Origin of the sequence: Caballeronia sp. LZ043 (assembly GCF_031451075.1) — a bacterium.
Classification (GTDB): domain Bacteria; phylum Pseudomonadota; class Gammaproteobacteria; order Burkholderiales; family Burkholderiaceae; genus Caballeronia.
Genome location: NZ_JARUXT010000001.1, coordinates 493912 through 513033 on the forward strand (window position 1 = coordinate 493912; position 19122 = coordinate 513033).

Sequence of the window (19122 nt, forward strand, 5' to 3'; positions counted from 1 at the left end):
GCACAGCCGCTCGAACCTGCATCACGCCACACGGCAACAGGTATGCGCCGATCCTCAGGGGCATGTCCGGCCGGAAATACCCAATATGCTAAAATCGCACGGTTTTCTCCGTACCGGCTCACTTCCAGCATGCCTCTCTCGCCTCCCGCTCCCCGACACTTGCGCCATCGACGCGCAATTCGGCTGGAAGCCTTCGAGCGCGAAGATAGTCTGTGGGATATTGAAGCCTGTCTAACCGACGAGAAGCCGCGCGACTTCACACTCGCGACGGGCGTCCGGCCGCTCGGCCTGCCGATCCATGAACTCTGGCTGCGCATCACCATCGACCGCAATTGCACCATCGTCGGCGCGGAAGCATCGTCCGACTGGGCGCCCTATGGCGGTCTGTGCGCCGAGTCCAACACGGCCTATCGCAAGCTCATCGGCCTCAACCTCCTGCAGAATTTCCGCCGCGAAGCCAATCAGGTGCTGCGCGGCACGGTCGGCTGCACGCATCTCACGGAACTGTGCGGCGTGCTGCCGACCGCGGCTGTCCAAGCCTTCGCGGGCGACGTCTGGAAGATCGAAAGCGGCAATCCCTTCAAGCGGTCCGAAGCCGGCCAGCCCGGCAGCAGCGCGCCCGAAGAGCCGCCGTTCCAGCTCGGCCGCTGTCATGCGTTGCGCTTCGACGGTCCCGCGGTCAAGGAACATTACCCGCGCTGGTTCGGCCATGAGCCGGCCGCAAAAGAACCCACGGTCGCCACGCATGACGCAAGCGCGCAAACCAGCGAGCAAGCAGATCCGAAAGACAGGCGGGAGACATAGTTCGCCTCGTGCAGCACACCCGCTCACGCGGACGCACGGCAATCTGAAAAGAAGAATCGAAAGAATCAACGGTTCAAACACATAGAAGTTCACTCCAACTCTCAGACTGAAGGAATCACGCATGAAGATTCACGAGTACCAGGGTAAGGAAATCCTGCGGAAATTCGGCGTCGCGGTCCCGCGCGGCACACCCGTGTTCTCGGTGGATGATGCGGTCAAGGCCGCGGAAGCGCTGGGCGGCCCGGTTTGGGTCGTGAAGGCGCAGATCCACGCTGGCGGCCGCGGCAAGGGCGGCGGCGTGAAGGTCGCGAAGTCGATCGAACAGGTCCGCGAGTACGCGAGCCAGATCCTCGGCATGCAGCTCGTCACGCACCAGACCGGCCCGGAAGGCCAGAAGGTGAACCGCCTGCTGATCGAAGAAGGCGCGGACATCAAGAAGGAACTGTACGTCGGCCTCGTGCTGGATCGCGTGACGCAGAAGATCGTCGTGATGGCGTCGAGCGAAGGCGGCATGGACATCGAGGAAGTCGCGGAAAAGACGCCGGAACTGCTGCACAAGTTCGCCGTCGAGCCGTCGACCGGCCTGCAGGACAAGGACGCGGACGACCTGGCCCGCAAGATCGGCATTCCGGACGCATCGATCCCGCAAGCGCGCGCGATCCTGCAAGGCCTGTACAAGGCGTTCTACGAAACCGACGCATCGCTCGCGGAAATCAACCCGCTGATCGTGACCGGCGACGGCAAGGTCATCGCACTGGACGCCAAGTTCAACTTCGACGCGAACGCGCTGTTCCGTCATCCGGAAATCGTCGCGTACCGCGATCTGGACGAAGAAGATCCGGCTGAAGTCGAAGCGTCGAAGTTCGACCTCGCGTACATCTCGCTCGACGGCAACATCGGCTGTCTGGTGAACGGTGCTGGCCTGGCAATGGCCACGATGGACACCATCAAGCTGTTCGGCGGCGAGCCGGCGAACTTCCTCGACGTCGGCGGCGGCGCCACGACCGAGAAGGTCACGGAAGCCTTCAAGCTGATGCTGAAGAACCCGAACCTGAAGGCGATCCTCGTGAACATCTTCGGCGGCATCATGCGCTGCGACGTGATCGCGGAAGGCGTGATGGCGGCTTCGAAGGCGGTGGACCTGAAGGTGCCGCTGGTCGTGCGCATGAAGGGCACGAACGAGGACCTCGGCAAGAAGATGCTGGCGGACTCGGGCCTGCCGATCATCTCGGCCGACAGCATGGAAGAAGCTGCGCAGAAGGTCGTCGCGGCGGCCGAAGGCAAGTAAGCGCACGCGCTGCCTGCCTCAGAAGAGCGTTCCACCAGATACGAATGGCGGCGCGGGGCTCGAGCCTTGGCGACGCCAAACGAACAGAGGTCACTACATGTCGATTCTGATCAACAAAGACACGAAGGTCATCACGCAGGGCATCACCGGCAAGACCGGTCAGTTCCATACGCGCGCCTGCCGCGAATACGCGAATGGCCGTGAAGCCTACGTCGCGGGTGTGAACCCGAAGCGCGCGGGCGAGGATTTCGAAGGCATTCCCATCTATGCGTCCGTCAAGGAAGCAAAGTCCGAGACCGGCGCCACGGTTTCGGTGATTTACGTGCCGCCCGCGGGCGCTGCCGCGGCGATCTGGGAAGCCGTCGAAGCCGATCTCGATCTCGCGATCTGCATCACGGAAGGCATTCCGGTTCGCGACATGCTCGAAATCAAGGACCGCATGCGCCGCGAAAACCGCAAGACGCTGCTGCTCGGACCGAACTGCCCCGGCACGATCACGCCGGACGAGCTGAAAATCGGCATCATGCCGGGTCACATCCACAAGAAGGGCCGCATCGGCGTGGTGTCGCGCTCGGGCACGCTGACGTATGAAGCAGTCGGTCAGCTGACGGCGCTGGGTCTTGGCCAGTCGTCAGCGGTCGGTATCGGCGGCGATCCGATCAACGGTCTGAAGCACATCGACGTGATGAAGATGTTCAACGACGATCCGGATACGGACGCCGTCATCATGATCGGCGAGATCGGCGGTCCGGACGAAGCCAACGCGGCTTACTGGATCAAGGACAACATGAAGAAGCCGGTGGTCGGCTTCATCGCGGGCGTCACGGCGCCTCCGGGCAAGCGCATGGGCCACGCAGGCGCGCTGATCTCGGGCGGGGCGGACACGGCGGACGCCAAGCTCGAAATCATGGACGCGTGCGGCATCAAGGTCACGAAGAACCCGTCCGAGATGGGCCGTCTGCTGAAGTCGGTCATCTAAGACCGATGCGGACAAACTACGCGAGGGTTTGGTACTCTTACTGATTCCTTTCGTATGAGCCGATACCAAGCGAGGGAGCGTTGCTTCCTCGCTTTTTTTTCGGCTTCCGTTTTCGCTTTCACTCCGCACCATGCTCGAATTCTTCTCCACGCTTCACTGGGGAGCGGTCGTCCAGATCATCGTGATCGACATCCTCCTCGGCGGCGACAACGCCGTCGTCATCGCGCTGGCGTGCCGCAATCTGCCGGACCGGCAGCGCACGCGCGGCATCGTGCTCGGCACGCTCGGCGCCATCATCCTGCGCGTCGTGCTGATCGCCTTCGCGGTGCTGCTGCTGGACATTCCCTTCCTCAAGTTCGTGGGCGGGCTGCTGCTGCTGTGGATCGGTATCAAGCTGCTGCAACCGGATCACGACGAGCACGAAATTAACGCATCCGATCGTCTCTGGGCCGCGGTGAAGACCATCATCGTCGCGGATGCCGTGATGAGCCTCGACAACGTGATCGCCATCGCGGGCGCGGCGGAGGCGGCGGATCCGCGCCACCGGCTGACGCTGGTGATCTTCGGGCTGGTCGTCAGCATTCCGCTGATCGTGTGGGGCAGCACGCTGGTGCTGAAGCTGATCGACCGGTTTCCGATGGTCGTGCTGCTCGGGGCGGGGCTGCTGGGCTGGATCGCGGGCGGCCTGATCATCGACGATCCGTTCATCGACCGCTGGCCCGCGCTCAACACCGATTTCGCGATCTACGCGGCGCGAGTGGCGGGGGCGGTGCTAGTGGTGGCGTTGGGCTGGCTGCTCAAGCGCCGTGCGCTCGAAGCGGGAAGGCGAGCGGCAGGCTGAGGCTCTGTTGGACCTAGGCCATCTGGCTGACTGTCGCCTGAGGCGTGCACTGAATACGATCGAAGCGTCCTGTCCGCATTGCGCGGCAGGGCGCTTTTTTCGTTTTCCCGGGAGCAGAGATGACAACGTTGGTGCTGGGTGTGATGCACGCGCCGCGCGAGCCGCGCGTGTGGTGGTTGGGACGGGCAAGGGACATGCTGGTGCGGGGCTTTACGCTCATCGAGCTGATGATCGTGCTGGCAATCGTGGGCGTGGTCGCGGCCTATGCGATTCCTGCGTATCAGGATTATCTGGCGCGCAGCCGGGTGGGCGAGGGCATCGCGCTGGCGGCATCGGCGCGGCTGGCGGTGGCCGAGAACGCAGCCAGCGGCGCGGACTTCGCGGGCGGCTACGCGTCGCCGCCGGGTACGCGCAATGTCGAATCCATTCACGTCGATAGCGACACAGGGCAGATCACCATCTCGTATTCGACCCGCGTCGCGCCGGCGGGCTCGAACACGCTCGTGCTGGTTCCGTCCACGCCGGACAACGCCGAGACGCCCACCGCACGCGTGACGTTGAGTCGCGGCGTGGTGCAGGCGGGCTCGGTCACGTGGGAATGCTTCGCGGCGGCCAAGACGGTTTCGTCCCTGCCGGCGCCGGGTTCGGGGCCGTTGCCGGTCGATCCGGCCACCTTGCCGGCCAATCTTGCGCCACCGGAGTGCCGCGCGTGAGGGGCACATGAGTGGAGCGTCGTGACGCGGGATACCGCTGAGGTGAAGCATCAAGGCGCGGTGGCAGCATTTACGGGGCCACCGCGCCTTGCGGGTCGTTTTTGCGGCAAAGGCGGGGTTTTCGTCGTAAATCCGTTGGTTCGACGGACAGCAGGGACAAAGTTTTGTATAGTGCGCCGGTTCCCGACGTTCCCAGTCCCTCATGCCTTCCCAATTCGCGCGTTACCTTTGTTTTGCGGTCCTGTGCCTGGCGTTGACGATCCCTTTCGCCGTCGTCAACCACACGTATCCGATCCCGACTTTCTACGCCGAATACAGTGCGCTTGCGCTCTACCTGGCGCTCGGCGCGACCGTGGCGCTGCTGGTGCGCGTGGCGGAGCCGAAGGTGTCGTTCGCCTCGCCGGTCGTCGCGTTGATGCCGCTTGCCTTCGGCGTGCTGCTGGTCGCCCAGACCGTGTTGCTGCCGATCGCGCAGCCCTCCATGAACTGGCTGGGCGGCGCCTATCTGCTGGCGTCGTTCGTCGCCGTGCATACGGGCTTCGGGCTCGTGCGCGCGGGGCTTGGAGAGAAGGCGCTGCGCGTCGGCGCGGCGGCGCTGATGCTCGGCGGGCTGTTCGCGGTGTTCTGCCAGGTCGTGCAGCTGTTTCATCTCGAGGTGAAGTTCACGCCCTTCGTGGTGGCCTACAACGTCATGACCGAGCGGCGTCCGTTCGGCAACATGGCGCAGGCGAATCACCTGGCCACGGTCATTGCGTTCGCCATGGCGGGCGCGCTGTTCTTCGTGCAGACGCGTCGGCTGCCGCTCGTGGTGTGGGTCGCGGTGTCGGTGGTGTATTCGCTCGGACTGGCCTTGACCGTGTCCCGCGGGCCGTGGCTGCAGACGGCGGTGATCGTCGTCGGCGGCTTGTGGATGGCGTTCGTGCAGGGAAGGCCGCGCTCGTCGGACGGCTTCGACGGGCCGGGCAAGCGCGACCGGCGCGCGTGGCTCGTGCCGCTGCTGCTCGCCGTCGTGTTCTTCGCGGTCAATGCGGCGGTGCGCTGGGCCAATACCCGTTACGACTTTGGTCTCGCGCAGTCGGCGGCGGAACGCATGCAGGACGCCAACCAGATCGCGCCGCGTCTTGCGCTGTGGAAGTACGGCTGGACGATGTTCAGGACGCATCCGCTGCTGGGCGTCGGCTGGGGTGAATTTCCGCGCTATCAGTTTGAGATTGTCCGCGAGCTCGGCGGTGTCGAGATTGCCAACAATGCGCACGACATCTTCATCGACCTGCTCGCGAAGACCGGTGTGCTCGGCGTGGCGATCCTCGTGGCGGGCGTCGTGTTCTGGCTGATTCGCGTGCTGCGGGCGCCGCATACGCCGGCGCGTATCTTCGGGCTGTCGCTGCTCGGCGTGCTGATGATGCATGCGCTCGTCGAATATCCGCAGCAGTACATGTTCTTCCTGATGCCGGCGATGCTCGTCATCGGCCTGCTGGACACGCGGCCGCTACGGCTCGTCGCGCGGCCGGTGTCGTACGGCGTTTATGTCGTGCTGGTGCTGGGCGGGCTGGCCGCGCTGTATCCGACACTGCGTGACTACAACCGCGCCGAGGTGCTGTATTACGGGTCGCGGCCGGCGGAGCAATATCGTGACGCGCCGTCGCTCCTGTTCACGGCGTGGGGCGAGTACGGGGCGGCGACGCTCTTGCCCATCAACGCGCAGAACGTGCAGGCGAAGCTTGCGGCGCACCGGAAGGCCATCGCGCTGTTGCCGGGCGAGACGGTCCTGCGCCGCTATGCGGTGCTTCAGGCGCTCGCCGGACAGAAGACCGAGGCGCTCGATACGATGGCCCGTCTCAAGATCTTCGCGACCGAGTTGCACGACTGGCCGAAGCAACTGGCGGCGGTGTATGGATTGATCGATGAGGCGGGCACGCCGCTCACCGCGTTCAAGGCCGATCTGGTCAGGCTGTATGGGATGCCGAAGGACGAGCCGGCTGCGGCGGATGGGGATGATGAAGACAGTGATTGAGCATCGCGGCTGAGGCGATGCTCGGAAGGGCAGGTGTGCGGGCTGTCGCGGTGAGCGTGCGGCTTCACGCCGCCACCCAATCCCCCGACTTCCCCCCATGCTTCTCCATGACCCGAACGTTGTTGATGGTCATGCCGCGATCGACCGCCTTGCACATGTCATAAATCGTCAGCAATCCGACCTGCACGGCGGTCAACGCTTCCATCTCGACCCCAGTGCGCCCGACCGTCTCCACGCGTACTTCGCAATGCACGCCGGGCAGCGTCTCATCGATGGCAAAATCCACCGCAACCCGCGTGAGCGCGAGCGGATGGCATAGCGGAATCAGATCGGCGGTGCGCTTCGCGCCCTGGATCGCGGCGATGCGCGCGACGCCCAGAACATCGCCTTTCTTCGCGCGGCCATCGAGAATCAGCGCGAGCGTGGCATCGAGCATCACGATCGAACCGCGCGCAACCGCGACCCGGCGCGTCTCGTCCTTCGCGCCGACATCGACCATGTGCGCCTCGCCGGCGGCATCGAAATGGGTGAGTCCGGACATGGCGTCTCCTTCGAAATGGGCGCCTATCATAACAGCGTGAAGAGGCGCGGTTCCCGGCCCGCGGACCCCGTTTGCATCAAGACTCATGCAGCAAGCAGGCAGCAAATCCGGCCGCCGCGCGCCCTACACTTGATACGATAAGCCCGTTCCCTTTTTCCAGCCGGTTGCCGGTCCCGCATCGCCTTCGCGTCTCATGCCTTCGACACGTCCGAGCCGCGTGCTCGTCTTCCTGCTGTGCGTAGCCCTCGCCGCGCCGCCCGCCGTGCTGGCGCAATCGGCCGCGCCCGTCGGGAGCGCGAACACCGCCAACACCGCGAACACGATCGGCGGCACCGGGACGCTGGCCGCGTCGCAGCTCCGCTCGGCGCAGGAAGGCAGCAACCCCGGCGACCTGCCCGGCAACGTCGCGGAAGGCGTCTTCGGCGTCTATGGCGGCGCGGAAAGCCGCTTCGCCAACCGGCCGGGCACGATGTCCGGCCTGCGCGCGCCGCTCTCGTCGGTGCAGCTGCCCGATCTCGGCGACGGCTCCGGCGGCTCGCTGACGCCGCAAGCCGAACGCCGCGTCGGCGAACGGGCGATGCGCGAAGTACGCGCCGACCCCGACTATCTCGACGACTGGCTGATCCGCGACTACCTCGATTCCGTCTCCTCCAAGCTGTCCGCGGCGGCCGCGACGCAGTATCTCGGCGGCTATCGGCCCGACTTCGACCTGTTCGCCGTACGCGACGCCCAGATCAACGCGTTTTCGATGCCTGGCGGTTTCATCGGCGTGAATACGGGGCTGATCGCGGCGACCCAGACCGAATCGGAGCTGGCGTCGGTCATCGGTCATGAAATGGGACACGTGCTCCAGCGGCACATCGCGCGCATGCTCGGCGCACAGGAAAAGAACAGCTACACCGCGCTCGCCGGCATGCTGGCCGGACTGCTCGCGGGCCTGCTCGCGCACAGCGGCGATCTCGGCATGGGGCTCGCGATGGGCGGCCAGGCGCTGGCAGTCGACAACCAGTTGCGCTTCTCGCGCGCGGCCGAACACGAGGCCGATCGCGTCGGCTTCCAGATGCTGGCGGCGGCCGGCTACGATCCGTATGCGATGGCCGCGTTCTTCGAACGCCTCGACCGCTCGACGATGGCCGACAACGGCGTGCCGCCCTATGTGCGCACGCACCCGCTGACCACCGAGCGTATCGCCGACATGGAAGGCCGCGCGCGGCGCGTGCCGTACCGGCAGCCGCGCCAGTCGGCCGAGTATGCGTTCGTGCGCGCCCGCGCCCGGGTGCTGCAAGTGAATTTCGCGAGCGACTATCGCGAGGTGGCGAGCCGCCTGAAGGCCGAAATCGACGATCAGACCGCGCTCAATCCCGCCGCGAACTGGTATGGCATTGCGCTGGCGCAAACCCTGACCGGCGATTACGCCGCCGCCGACGAAGCGCTCGCCCGCGCGCGCAAGCTCTTCGAGGGAGAGGAAGCGAGCAGCGCGGCGGCGTCGGCGCAGGTTCGGCAGGAGAACGCGAAGGGGACGGGCACGGCGGCATCGGGCGTCAGGCCCGCGACGCCGCCACCGCGTACCGCAACCGCCGCCGATGCGAGCTCATCGCTACGCAATGCGGACTCGCTGACGACCGCGACACCGCTCGACCGCACGCACGCGTCGCTTGACCTCGGCCGCGTTCCTGCCCAACCGAAAGCCGCGTCGGTGCCTCAGGCGCGCTCCGTCGGCGATATCGCGCTGGCGCCGGTGCGCATCGAAGGCGGTCCCGCGCCCGTGGCGAAAACGCCGGCTGCTCCCGCGGCCGTTCGCAGTTCGCCCAGCCTCGACGTGCTCGACGCCGACATCGCCCGGCGCGCCGGCCGGCTGGACGATGCCATCCGGCTGGCGGCGAACGCCAGGAAACGCTGGCCCGAATCTCACGCCGCGCTCGATGTGCAGTTGCAGTCGCTGCTGGCCGCGCACCGCTATGGCGAAGCGCAGACGCTCGCGCGCCAGGAAACCCGCGCGGAGCCGACGCGCCCCGACTGGTGGCTCTATCTCGCCCAGGCGAGCAAGGGGCTCGACGACCCGCTGCAACAGCATCAGGCCATGGCGGAAAAGCTCGCGCTGGACGGCGCGTGGCCGTCCGCGATTCGTCAGCTGAAGGAGGCGCGCGACGTGAAGAACGCAAGCTTCTACGATCTGTCCGCGATCTCGGCGCGCCTGCACGACTTCGAGGCGCGCTACAAGGAAGAGCGCGAACAGGAGAAGAACGGCTAGTCAGCCCGCCGCCGCGGCCCGCGCCGCCGGACTCGCCGCGAAGCCGAAGCGTTCCGCGACCTGGGCGCGCGCGATCGGGCTGACGGCGAGATCAGCGCCCTCGCGCCAGTGGAACACGCCGCTCGCGCCGGCTTCATCGAGTGAAGCATGGTTCGCGAAGAGTTCGAGATCATGATCGTGCAGCGCCGCGATACGCGCGGGCGTGGCGTCGTCCGAGAACAGGATGTTGCCTTCATCGTCGAGCCACGCACGCGCCGGCTCGAAGTCGGCGCCGGCCTGATCGGTCAGGCGCAGGCGCCCGTCCACGTCCAGCAGTCGCACGATCCACGGCGTATAGCCCAGCTCGACATACACCCGCTGCGGCCCGTTCTGGAAGAACCACTGGCCGTCGGCATCGCATTCGTAGTTGCGGTTGATGAAGCCGAGCAGCGCGTCGTGGCGGATCGGCGTGCCGGGTTCTCCGGCAGCTTGCGCCGCGTCATCGCGCATGCGCCACTGGCCGCGCCGGTCCAGCATCAGCCAGCCCGTGCAATGCGGGACGTTGGGCCATTTGGCGAGCGCCTGCCTGACGATGTCATCCATGATCGGTCACGAAACGAATTGCTCCAGATAGCCGAACACGCGCAGCGACAGCCAGTCGATGCGGCCCGGAAACGGCCCGGTCATGAAGCCGACGTGTCCGCCATGATTCGGCTGATCGAGCGTGACGCGCGCCGACACTTCCGCCTGCGACGGCAACGCGAATTCCGGCAGGAACGGGTCGTTGCGCGCGTTCAGCAGCAACGCGGGCACGTCCACATGCTTCAGATGGGCGCGGACGGTCGCCGTCGACCAGTAGTGGTTGGTGTCGCGGAAGCCGTGCACCGGCGCCGTGACCACGTTGTCGAACTCGTACAGCGTGCGGGCGGCGAGCACGGCCTCGCGGTCGTACAGCCCGGGATACTGGCCGAGCTTCGCGAGCGCCTTCTTCTTCAGCGACTTGAGGAAGCTGCGCGTGTACACCATGCCGAAGCCGCTCGAGATCGCTTCGCCGCCCGCGTGGACATCGAGCGGCGCGGAGATGGCAGCCGCCGCACGGATGATCGACGCGTCGCTGCCGCGTTCGCACAGCCAGTGCAGCAGCACGTTGCCGCCGAGCGAGACCCCCGCCGCGACGATCGGCCCGCGATGCCGCTGCGCGAGCCGCCGCAGGATCCAGTCGGCTTCGGCGCCGTCGGCGAGATGATAAAAGCGCGGCAGCAGGTTCAACGGCCCGCTGCAGCTGCGGAAATGCGGCACCACACCGTGCCAGCCGCGCGCCTGGGCGGCCGCCATCATCGTGCGGGCGTAGTGGGAGTCGGAATTGCCTTCGAGACCGTGGAACAGCACGAAGAGCGGGGCGGTCGCGGCGGGTTCGGAGGCCGGGTCGTGCGCGAGGAAGTCGAGGTCGATGAAATCGCCGTCCGGCGTGTCCCAGCGTTCGCGCCGGTACTGCACGGCGGGCTTGCGGCCGAACAGCGCGGGCACGATGGTTTGCGCATGGCTTGTCGGCAGCCAGCGCGGCGCGCTGTAGAGCCAGTCCGCCGCGCCCGGCGTGAGCGCCCGTGCGGCATCGCGCAGTGCCATCGCAGGCGCCTTGTCCACGAACGACGAGTCGTGTGTCAACAACGGATCGCGCTTCATGGCCCCTCCCCGACAAACGTCTTGTTCAGCGCTTCATTCTTCTTAATGCAGCGGTCCCTGACCGTGCCGCAGCCTGGCCGCGTACTGTCCCGCTGTTTCCATCGGCATGGCGCTCGCGTGGATGTGCGCGATGCGCCATTCGCCGCGCTCATGAACCATCACGTAGGTCGCGTAGACCATGCGCGGCACGCCATTCGACGCCGCCGGCTGATGCGCCTCCGCAATCGCGTACACGACCGTGCCGAGGCTGTCGTACACGCGGATGTCGAGCGGCTCGATGGTCACCGGCTGCGCTTCGAACTGCTTGCCGAGACCCGCGCGGATGCTCTCCAGCCCGTGCAGGTGCGTCCCGTCCGGGCAGACGCACGTGGCGAATTCCTCGTCGAGCCACAACGACATGACCGCGTCGATGCTGTTGTCCGCGACGGCCTGATAGTAAGCATTGAGAGTATCGGCGGCGGCTTCGAAGAGGCGGGCGAAACGTGGCATGGCTCGTGGGTCTCTGGCATTCGATGCGGGCGCCGTCCGTGTTGCCGTGCTGCCGCGGGTAGCGGCAGGGCGGCGCGCTGCATCGGTCATTGGTCAAAGCATGCCCCCGTTCGGAGACATTCGCGTGTCCGCGCCCGCACACACACGGCGGCTAACCGCCTGAACCCGCCGTTATGGAGGAATTTCAGCGATGCGCGAGCAGCATGCCGCGCAAGTCGCCGAAAACCTGTTCGGCGGTGAGTTCGCGAAGGCAGTTCAGATGGCCGAGCGGACACTCGCGGGCAAAGCACGGACTGCATTCAAGATGCAGCCATTGTACCTTTGCGAGATCGGACAAGGGCGGCGTATGGCGCGGGTCGGTCGAGCCGTAGACCGCGACCAGCGGCCGTCGCGACGCCGCCGCGACGTGCATCAGCCCGGAATCGTTGGTGACGACCGCGCTTGCCCGCGAAATCAGTGCGCAGGCCTCGCCGAGCGAGGTCTGGCCGCACAGGTTGCGCACGTTGGGCGCGCGGTCCGCGATGGCCTGCGCGATCGGCGCGTCCTTCTTCGAGCCCAGCGCGACGATGCGGGCATACGGGAACGACTGCGCGATGAACTGCGCGAGCGAGGCAAAGTGCTCGGGCGGCCAGCGCTTGGCCGGGCCGTACTCGGCGCCCGGGCAGAACACGACGAGCGGCGTGCGCGTATCGAGATTGAAGCGCGCCGAGACGCGCGCGGCCTCGTTCGGATCGGCTTCGAGGCGCGGCACCGGCAGCGTCTGCGCGTCGGGGCGGGCGGCGGCCTCGGGCTGTGCGAAGCGGTCGACGAACGGCAGCTTCGCGCCGGGCGCGTAGGCGAGCGCGGCGTAATGCGCGGTCATCGGCGGCCGCTCGGTCTTCGGCGGATTCGCGTGGCGCACGTTCAGCAAGCCGTAGCGGCTCTCGCCCTTGTAGCCGATGCGCAGGTTGATGCCCGCCATCCACGGAATCAGCGCGGACTTCACGGAGTTGGGCAGCACGTAGGCGGCGTCATAGCCGACGTCGCGCAGGTCGCTCGCCAGCTGCCAGCGGCGCAGCAGCTGCAGCTTGCCGTGCGCGAGGTCAGTGGCGTAGACGTCGCGGATCTCGGGCATGCGCTCGAGCACGGGCGCGACCCACGTCGGCGCGACGGCATCGATCGCCATGCGTGGATGCAGCTTTCGCAGGAGCGTGAAAAGCGGCTGCGCCATCAATGCGTCACCGATCCAGTTCGGTGCTATAACCAGCGCGCGGCGCATCTGTCTTTATCCGATCTCAAAAAAGAAACGCGGCCCGTCGTCTTGGGGCGGGTCGTCGGGTGTCGTGGATTGCGTGGGAGCGCGGGCATGTGCCCGCGCGGAGGCTGTCGAAGGCGTCAGTGGCCGCCCTTGATCACTTCGCCGTCTTTCAGCTTGTAGCGCGTGCCGCAGTAGGGGCAGCGTGCTTCGCCGTGCGTCACGTCGATGAACACGCGCGGATGCGTGCTCCAGCGCTGCATCTTCGGGTTCGGGCAGAAAGCGGGCAGGTCCTTGGCGGTCAGTTCCACCAGCGGCATTTCCTTCAGGTCGCTCATTGCTATCTCGTGTCAGGTGTCGTGCGTTGCGTTTGCGTGCGTTTGCGTGCGTTTGCGGGCCGGAGCCGGAAGTACACGGCGGACGCGCGCCCGCCGTTTCGGTGCAAGCCTCGCTCAGACCTTCGAGAGCCAGCTCGCGTACTTCTCGTTCTTGCCGCCGACCACGTCGAAGAAGGCGCTTTGCAGCTTCTCGGTGATCGGGCCGCGCTTGCCGGCGCCGATGGTGCGGTTGTCCAGTTCGCGGATGGGCGTCACTTCGGCGGCCGTGCCGGTGAAGAAGGCTTCGTCGCAGGTGTAGACCTCGTCGCGCGTGATGCGCTTCTCGATCACCGGAATGCCGAAGTCGCGCGCCAGCGTGATGACCGTGTCGCGCGTGATGCCGTCCAGGCACGAGGCCAGGTCGGGCGTATAGATCTTGCCGTTGTTCACGAGGAAGAAGTTCTCGCCCGAGCCTTCGGAGACGTAGCCGTCGACGTCGAGCAGCAGCGCTTCGTCGTAACCGTCCGTGACGGCTTCCTGGTTGGCGAGGATCGAGTTCACGTACCAGCCGGAGGCCTTGGCGCGCACCATCGACACGTTGACGTGATGGCGCGTGAACGACGACGTCTTCACGCGAATGCCCTTGGCCAGGCCGTCTTCGCCGAGATACGCGCCCCACGGCCACGCCGCGATGGCCACATGGATGGTGTTGCCCTTGGCCGAGACGCCGAGTTTTTCCGAACCGACCCAGATGATCGGGCGCAGGTAGCACGACTCCAGGTTGTTTTCCTTGACGACTTCGAGCTGCGCGGCTTCGAGCGTGGCCTGGTCGAACGGCACGTCCATCTGGAAGATCTTGGCCGAATTGAGCAGGCGCTTCGTGTGTTCCTTCAGGCGGAAAATGGCGGTGCCCTGCGCTGTCTTGTACGCGCGCACGCCTTCGAATACGCCCATGCCGTAGTGCAACGTGTGGGTCAGCACGTGGATCTTGGCATCACGCCAGTCGATCAGCTTGCCATCCATCCAGATCTTGCCGTCGCGGTCGGCCATTGACATACGGTTCTCCTAGCTCTCGTTCAAGTGGGGTCGGGCAGGCCGCCCGGGGGTGTGGGACGGCGCTCGTGCGCGGGTTTGCGTGCGGTTCCTGTGTCGCAGAGTTGGACATGCCTGCGGGAGGAACGCGCGCCCGAGGCGCAAAGGCGGCGAAAGAGCGTCATTTTAGCGTCTTTTCGCAACGAAACCGATCTGGGCGCGTCTTTCACGACGCTATAATTTGCCTTTCGCCGCGGCTTGCCCGCCTCGTCGATCGCCGCAGCCGAACCGCGCGGTCGAAAACCTCCGGCGGCTTGTCCGGGCCCGCGCCTGCAACCCGAGCCTCGGGATTCGAGGCCCGCCGTCCGGCTTTTCCTCCAGGCCTTGCCCCGATCCATGTTCGACCGGCTGTCCGACACCAATCGCCGCGCCTTCTTCGAGGGCGTGCGCACGTTCTCTCCCGCCGTCCTGGCGACGCTCTCCTGGGGCCTCGTGACCGGCATCGCGATGACCAAGTCCGTCCTGACGGTGCCCCAGGCGCTCGGCATGACCGTGATGGTGTACGCGGGCTCCTCGCAACTGGCCGTGCTGCCGCTTTTCGCCGCGAAGCTGCCGCTCTGGACCATTCTGCTGACCGCCGGGATGGTCAATCTGCGCTTCGTGATCTTCAGCGCCGGGCTCGCACCGCATTTCGCCTATCTGCCGCTGAAGCGCCGCCTGATGCTCGGCTACTTCAACGGTGACATCGTCTACCTGATGTTCTCGAAGCGAAACTTCGCGACCGGCTGGCAGCCCGGCAAGGAAGCGTTCTTCTGGGGGCTGGTCGCGTGCAGCTGGGGTTCCTGGCAGATTTCCTCGGTGCTCGGCATCCTGCTGGCGAGCCTGATTCCCGACAACTGGGGCCTGGAACTGGCCGGCACGCTGGCGCTGCTGCCGCTGATCGTCTCGGCGATCGCCACGCGCTCGACTTTCGCGGCAGTGGCCGTGGCGAGCGTGGTGGCGCTGCTGTCGTTCGACCTGCCGTACCGTCTGGGCCTGCCGCTGGCGGTGTTCGCCGCGCTGATCGCCGGGACGCTGGCGGACCTGATCGCCGCCCGCGCGCGCCCGAAAGCGCCGGAAACCCCGCAAGCCCCGAAAGCCCCGAAAGCCGACCCCACGAGGACCGTCCGATGAGCGCGCTGCAAATCTGGCTGGCGATCATCGCGATGTGCATCGTCACCGCGCTGACGCGCACGCTGTTCCTGATCGGCGGCGAGCGCATGGTGCTGCCGCCCGCCGTGCAGCGCGCGCTGCGCTACGCGCCGGCCGCGGCGCTCACCGGCGTGGTCGTGCCGGATCTGCTGGAAACGTCCACCGGCATTTCGCTGGCGTTGTCGAACCATGCGCTGTGGGCGTCGGTGGCCGCGCTCGCGTACTACCTGTGGCGGCGCGGCATGATGGGCACGATCGCCGTCGGCATGCTCGTGTTCACGCTGCTGCGGCTCGTCGCCTGAGGCGAACCGGCCTCGCCAAATACGGGTCATCATCGATTGCCAGCTAAAAGCATTCAGGGTGATCGGTTAAAATGTGCGTCTTTTCCGAGTGAGCGAGGTCGAAAGTGTGTCCGGCAGTCACCCCGCTACGGTTGTCCACCTCGTCGCGCACGCTTTGGCCGCACCGGCTGCCGTGTCCGCATGACGGCGGCCCGCGCCGGATGCCCCTGTCCGACTCCTTCCTCCCGCCCATGGTCCGCGCCTCCGGTTTCGACGCGCGGCCCTCGCCGCCAGCCTGATCCGCGCGCGAGCCGTCCTGCCCGGCGGCCCGTGCGCGGCGACTCCACGAACCGGCCGGTTTCCCCACCGGTCTTCTCGCCCGAACCGCTTCTCTACCTACGTTGACTCCCATGACGAAAGTACTGCGTTTCACCGATCTGATCGCCGAAGGCAAAGTCTCCGGCAAGCGTGTCTTCATCCGCGCGGATCTCAACGTGCCGCAAGACGACGCCGGCAACATCACCGAAGATACGCGCGTGCGTGCGTCGGTCCCGGCGATCCGCGCGGCGCTCGACGCCGGCGCGGCCGTGATGGTCACCTCGCACCTCGGCCGTCCGACGGAAGGCCAGTTCAAGCCTGAAGATTCGCTGGCGCCGGTCGCGCAGCGCCTGTCGGAACTGCTGGGCGCGGACGTGCCGCTGGTCGCCGACTGGGTCGACGGCGTGCAGGTGCAGCCCGGCCAGGTCGTGCTGCTGGAAAACTGCCGCTGCAACAAGGGCGAGAAAAAGAACGACGACGGCCTCGCGCAGAAGATGGCGAAGCTCTGCGACATCTACGTCAACGACGCCTTCGGCACCGCGCACCGCGCCGAAGCCACCACGCACGGCATCGCGAAGTACGCGGCCGTGGCGTGCGCGGGTCCGCTGCTGGCCGCCGAACTCGACGCGCTCGGCCGCGCGCTCGGCAACCCGAAGCGCCCGCTGGTGGCGATCGTCGCCGGCTCGAAGGTCTCGACCAAGCTCACGATTCTCAAGTCGCTGGCGGAGAAGGTGGACCAGCTGATCGTCGGCGGCGGCATCGCCAACACGTTCATGGTCGCGTCCGGCCTCAACATCGGCAAGTCGCTCGCGGAGAAGGATCTCGTCGGCGAGGCGAAGGACATCATCGAGCAGGCGCGCACCCGCGGCGCCTCGGTGCCGATTCCGAGCGACGTCGTCACCGCGAAGGAATTCGCGCCCACCGCGAAGGCCGAAACCAAGCCAGTCGCCGCCGTCACCGACGACGACATGATTCTCGACATCGGTCTGGACACGGCCAAGGCGCTCGCGGCCCAGCTGGAAACGGCGGGCACGATCGTCTGGAACGGCCCGGTCGGCGTGTTCGAGTTCGACCAGTTCGGCAACGGCACGAAGACGCTCGCGCAGGCCATCGCCAGTTCGTCGGCGTTCTCGATCGCGGGCGGCGGCGACACGCTCGCGGCCATCGCGAAGTACGACATCGCCGACAAGGTGAGCTACATCTCGACAGGCGGCGGCGCCTTCCTCGAATTCCTGGAAGGCAAGACGCTGCCGGCGGTCGAAGTGCTCGAATCGCGCGCCGGAGCCTGAGGCGTTGGCGGCCCGCAATAGTCCGGCGAAGGCAGCAAGGAAGGGCGCGCAGGAAGCCGGCGGCGCGCAGGCAGAGGTACAGGAGGCGGGCGGCGCCATCGACGCCGCCGCGGAGGCCGCCCAGGTCATCGCCGATGCGGCGCGGCCGGAGCAGGCCGAACCGGGCGCGGAGGGCGTCATTCCCGCGACGCCGCCGGTCATCATCGGCGGCATGCCCGCTCACGCATTGAAGGACATCGACAAAGCGACGCCGGCACGAACCGGCGCGCGCGCGCAACCGGTGAGCAACACCTCATCGCAAGCGCAACGTGCTCGCAGCCTCAACACAGGCGTTCCTACAGAGACGAGGAAAGACATGCATCGCGCCACCAAGATTGTTGCCACCATCGGTCCGGCTTCGACAAGTCCGGACATCCTCCTGCAAATGCTGCAGGCCGGCCTCGACGTCGTTCGTTTCAACTTCTCGCACGGCACCGCCGACGACCATCGCCAGCGCGCCGAGATCGTGCGCGAAGCAGCGCGCCAGGTTGGCCGCGAAGTCGCGATCATGGCGGACCTGCAGGGCCCGAAGATCCGCGTCGGCAAGTTCGAGAACGGCAAGACCATGCTCGTCGCGGGCGAGCCGTTCATCCTCGACGCCAATTGCCCGCTCGGCAGCAACGAGCGCGTGGGCCTCGACTACAAGGACCTGCCGCGCGACCTGCGCGCCGGCGACACGCTGCTGCTCAACGACGGCCTGATCGTGCTCGACGTGACGCGCGTGATCGGCGAGGAAGTGCACACGGTCGTGAAAGTGGGCGGCGAACTGTCCAACAACAAGGGCATCAACCGCCAGGGCGGCGGCCTCACGGCGCCCGCGCTGACCGAGAAGGACATGGAGGACATCAAGACGGCGATGTCGCTCGGCGCGGACTTCGTCGCGGTGTCGTTCCCGAAGAACGCGACCGACATGGAAATGGCCCGCCAGCTCGCGAACATCGCGGGCGCGCCCTACGGCATCAAGCCGAAGATGATCGCGAAGATCGAGCGTGCCGAGGCCATTCCGGCGCTGCAGGGCATTCTCGACGCGTCCGACGGCATCATGGTCGCGCGCGGCGATCTGGCGGTGGAAGTCGGCAACGCGGCCGTGCCGGCGCTGCAGAAGCGCATGATCCGCATGGCGCGCGAGTCGAACAAGCTCGTGATCACCGCCACGCAGATGATGGAGTCGATGATCCACGCGCCGGTGCCGACGCGCGCCGAAGTGTCCGACGTGGCGAACGCCGTGCTCGACGGCACCGACGCCGTGATGCTGTCCGCCGAAACCGCGGCGGGCAAGTATCCGGTGACGACCATCGAGACGATGGCGGCCGTGTGTATCGAGGCGGAAAAGTCGGAGGAGTCACAGCTGGACCGCGATTTCCTGGACCGCACGTTCACGCGCATCGACCAGTCCATTGCGATGGGCGCGCTGTTCACCGCGTTCCACCTGGGCGCGAAGGCGGTCGTGGCGCTGACGGAATCGGGCTCCACGGCGCTGTGGATGTCGCGTCACTGGACCCACGTGCCGATCTTCGCGCTGACGCCGCGCGTGTCCAGCGAACGCACGATGGCGCTGTACCGCAACGTGACCTCGCTGCACGTCGACACCAACATGGACCGCGACGCCGCGCTCAATCAGGCGCTGGAAGTGGTGGTGTCGAAGGGCTATGCGGCGCGCGGCGACATGGTCGTGCTGACGGTCGGCGAGCCAATGGGCGCGGCGGGCGGCACCAACACGCTGAAGATCGTGCGCGTGGGCGATCACATCTAGGCAGCATGCGCAGGAAATAAACGCGCAGAACAGACGGAGGCTCATGCCTCCGTCTGTCGTTCAAAAAACCGAAAACGCCCCAGAGC

The 19122-nt window shown here is 66.5% G+C and carries 18 protein-coding genes; 11 read left to right on the top strand and 7 right to left on the bottom strand.

The genetic code is table 11. The annotated features are described in order from the left end of the window. The first annotated feature begins 129 nt into the window (after positions 1-129). The 6 genes from QCE64_RS02280 (at position 130) to QCE64_RS02305 (ending at position 6639) form a co-directional block, all read left to right on the top strand. Complete coding sequence (locus QCE64_RS02280) at positions 130-804, top strand: DUF2889 domain-containing protein (protein ID WP_309913967.1); 675 nt, start codon at positions 130-132, stop codon at positions 802-804. 106 nt (positions 805-910) lie between these two features. Next, positions 911-2092 carry an ADP-forming succinate--CoA ligase subunit beta gene (gene sucC / locus QCE64_RS02285; protein ID WP_309919563.1) on the top strand — a complete coding sequence of 394 codons (1182 nt, stop codon included), beginning with the start codon at positions 911-913 and terminating at the stop codon, positions 2090-2092. A 97-nt stretch (positions 2093-2189) separates the two neighbouring features. Continuing rightward, on the top strand, positions 2190-3071 hold the full coding sequence (gene sucD, locus QCE64_RS02290; protein WP_309807333.1) for a succinate--CoA ligase subunit alpha: 882 nt from the start codon (positions 2190-2192) through the stop codon (positions 3069-3071). Positions 3072-3201: 130 nt separating this feature from the next. Beyond that, the gene (locus QCE64_RS02295; RefSeq protein WP_309913968.1) at positions 3202-3912 is read left to right on the top strand and encodes a TerC family protein; all 711 of its coding nucleotides are present in this window, start codon (positions 3202-3204) and stop codon (positions 3910-3912) included. A 143-nt stretch (positions 3913-4055) separates the two neighbouring features. Continuing rightward, the gene (locus QCE64_RS02300) at positions 4056-4625 is read left to right on the top strand and encodes a pilin (RefSeq protein ID WP_404987347.1); all 570 of its coding nucleotides are present in this window, start codon (positions 4056-4058) and stop codon (positions 4623-4625) included. A 202-nt stretch (positions 4626-4827) separates the two neighbouring features. Next, entirely contained in the window at positions 4828-6639 is a 1812-nt protein-coding gene (locus QCE64_RS02305; RefSeq protein ID WP_310002555.1) for a Wzy polymerase domain-containing protein, read from the top strand. Positions 6640-6703: 64 nt separating this feature from the next. On the opposite strand, the gene moaC is transcribed toward QCE64_RS02305, so the two are convergent. Continuing rightward, entirely contained in the window at positions 6704-7180 is a 477-nt protein-coding gene (moaC, locus tag QCE64_RS02310) for a cyclic pyranopterin monophosphate synthase MoaC (RefSeq protein ID WP_309929244.1), read from the bottom strand. Positions 7181-7373: 193 nt separating this feature from the next. On the opposite strand from moaC, the gene QCE64_RS02315 reads away from it, so the two are divergent. Further along, entirely contained in the window at positions 7374-9431 is a 2058-nt protein-coding gene (locus QCE64_RS02315; RefSeq protein ID WP_310002556.1) for a M48 family metalloprotease, read from the top strand. On the opposite strand, the gene QCE64_RS02320 is transcribed toward QCE64_RS02315, so the two are convergent. From QCE64_RS02320 to QCE64_RS02345, 6 genes are all read right to left on the bottom strand, one after another. Further along, entirely contained in the window at positions 9432-10013 is a 582-nt protein-coding gene (locus QCE64_RS02320; RefSeq protein ID WP_310002557.1) for a DUF2946 family protein, read from the bottom strand. Between the two features lie 6 nt (positions 10014-10019). Beyond that, the gene (locus QCE64_RS02325) at positions 10020-11093 is read right to left on the bottom strand and encodes a YheT family hydrolase (protein WP_404987206.1); all 1074 of its coding nucleotides are present in this window, start codon (positions 11091-11093) and stop codon (positions 10020-10022) included. 42 nt (positions 11094-11135) lie between these two features. Further along, on the bottom strand, positions 11136-11582 hold the full coding sequence (locus QCE64_RS02330; protein ID WP_309913981.1) for a nuclear transport factor 2 family protein: 447 nt from the start codon (positions 11580-11582) through the stop codon (positions 11136-11138). Between the two features lie 184 nt (positions 11583-11766). Continuing rightward, positions 11767-12840, bottom strand: coding sequence for a lipopolysaccharide heptosyltransferase II (gene waaF / locus QCE64_RS02335; RefSeq protein WP_310002558.1), 1074 nt, complete (start codon positions 12838-12840; stop codon positions 11767-11769). A gap of 116 nt (positions 12841-12956) precedes the next feature. Beyond that, positions 12957-13154, bottom strand: coding sequence for a zinc-finger domain-containing protein (locus QCE64_RS02340; RefSeq protein ID WP_309807346.1), 198 nt, complete (start codon positions 13152-13154; stop codon positions 12957-12959). A 114-nt stretch (positions 13155-13268) separates the two neighbouring features. After that, on the bottom strand, positions 13269-14189 hold the full coding sequence (locus QCE64_RS02345) for a branched-chain amino acid transaminase (protein ID WP_309807347.1): 921 nt from the start codon (positions 14187-14189) through the stop codon (positions 13269-13271). A 372-nt stretch (positions 14190-14561) separates the two neighbouring features. Between QCE64_RS02345 and QCE64_RS02350 the strand changes: the two genes are divergently transcribed. From QCE64_RS02350 to pyk, 4 genes are all read left to right on the top strand, one after another. Next, complete coding sequence (locus tag QCE64_RS02350; protein WP_310002559.1) at positions 14562-15338, top strand: AzlC family ABC transporter permease; 777 nt, start codon at positions 14562-14564, stop codon at positions 15336-15338. Next, on the top strand, positions 15335-15658 hold the full coding sequence (locus tag QCE64_RS02355; RefSeq protein WP_309807350.1) for an AzlD domain-containing protein: 324 nt from the start codon (positions 15335-15337) through the stop codon (positions 15656-15658). The genes QCE64_RS02350 and QCE64_RS02355 overlap by 4 nt, the downstream gene beginning before the upstream one ends. A gap of 389 nt (positions 15659-16047) precedes the next feature. Next, entirely contained in the window at positions 16048-17244 is a 1197-nt protein-coding gene (locus QCE64_RS02360; RefSeq protein WP_310002560.1) for a phosphoglycerate kinase, read from the top strand. Between the two features lie 355 nt (positions 17245-17599). Beyond that, positions 17600-19036, top strand: coding sequence for a pyruvate kinase (gene pyk / locus QCE64_RS02365; RefSeq protein WP_309919567.1), 1437 nt, complete (start codon positions 17600-17602; stop codon positions 19034-19036). Positions 19037-19122: the final 86 nt, after the last annotated feature.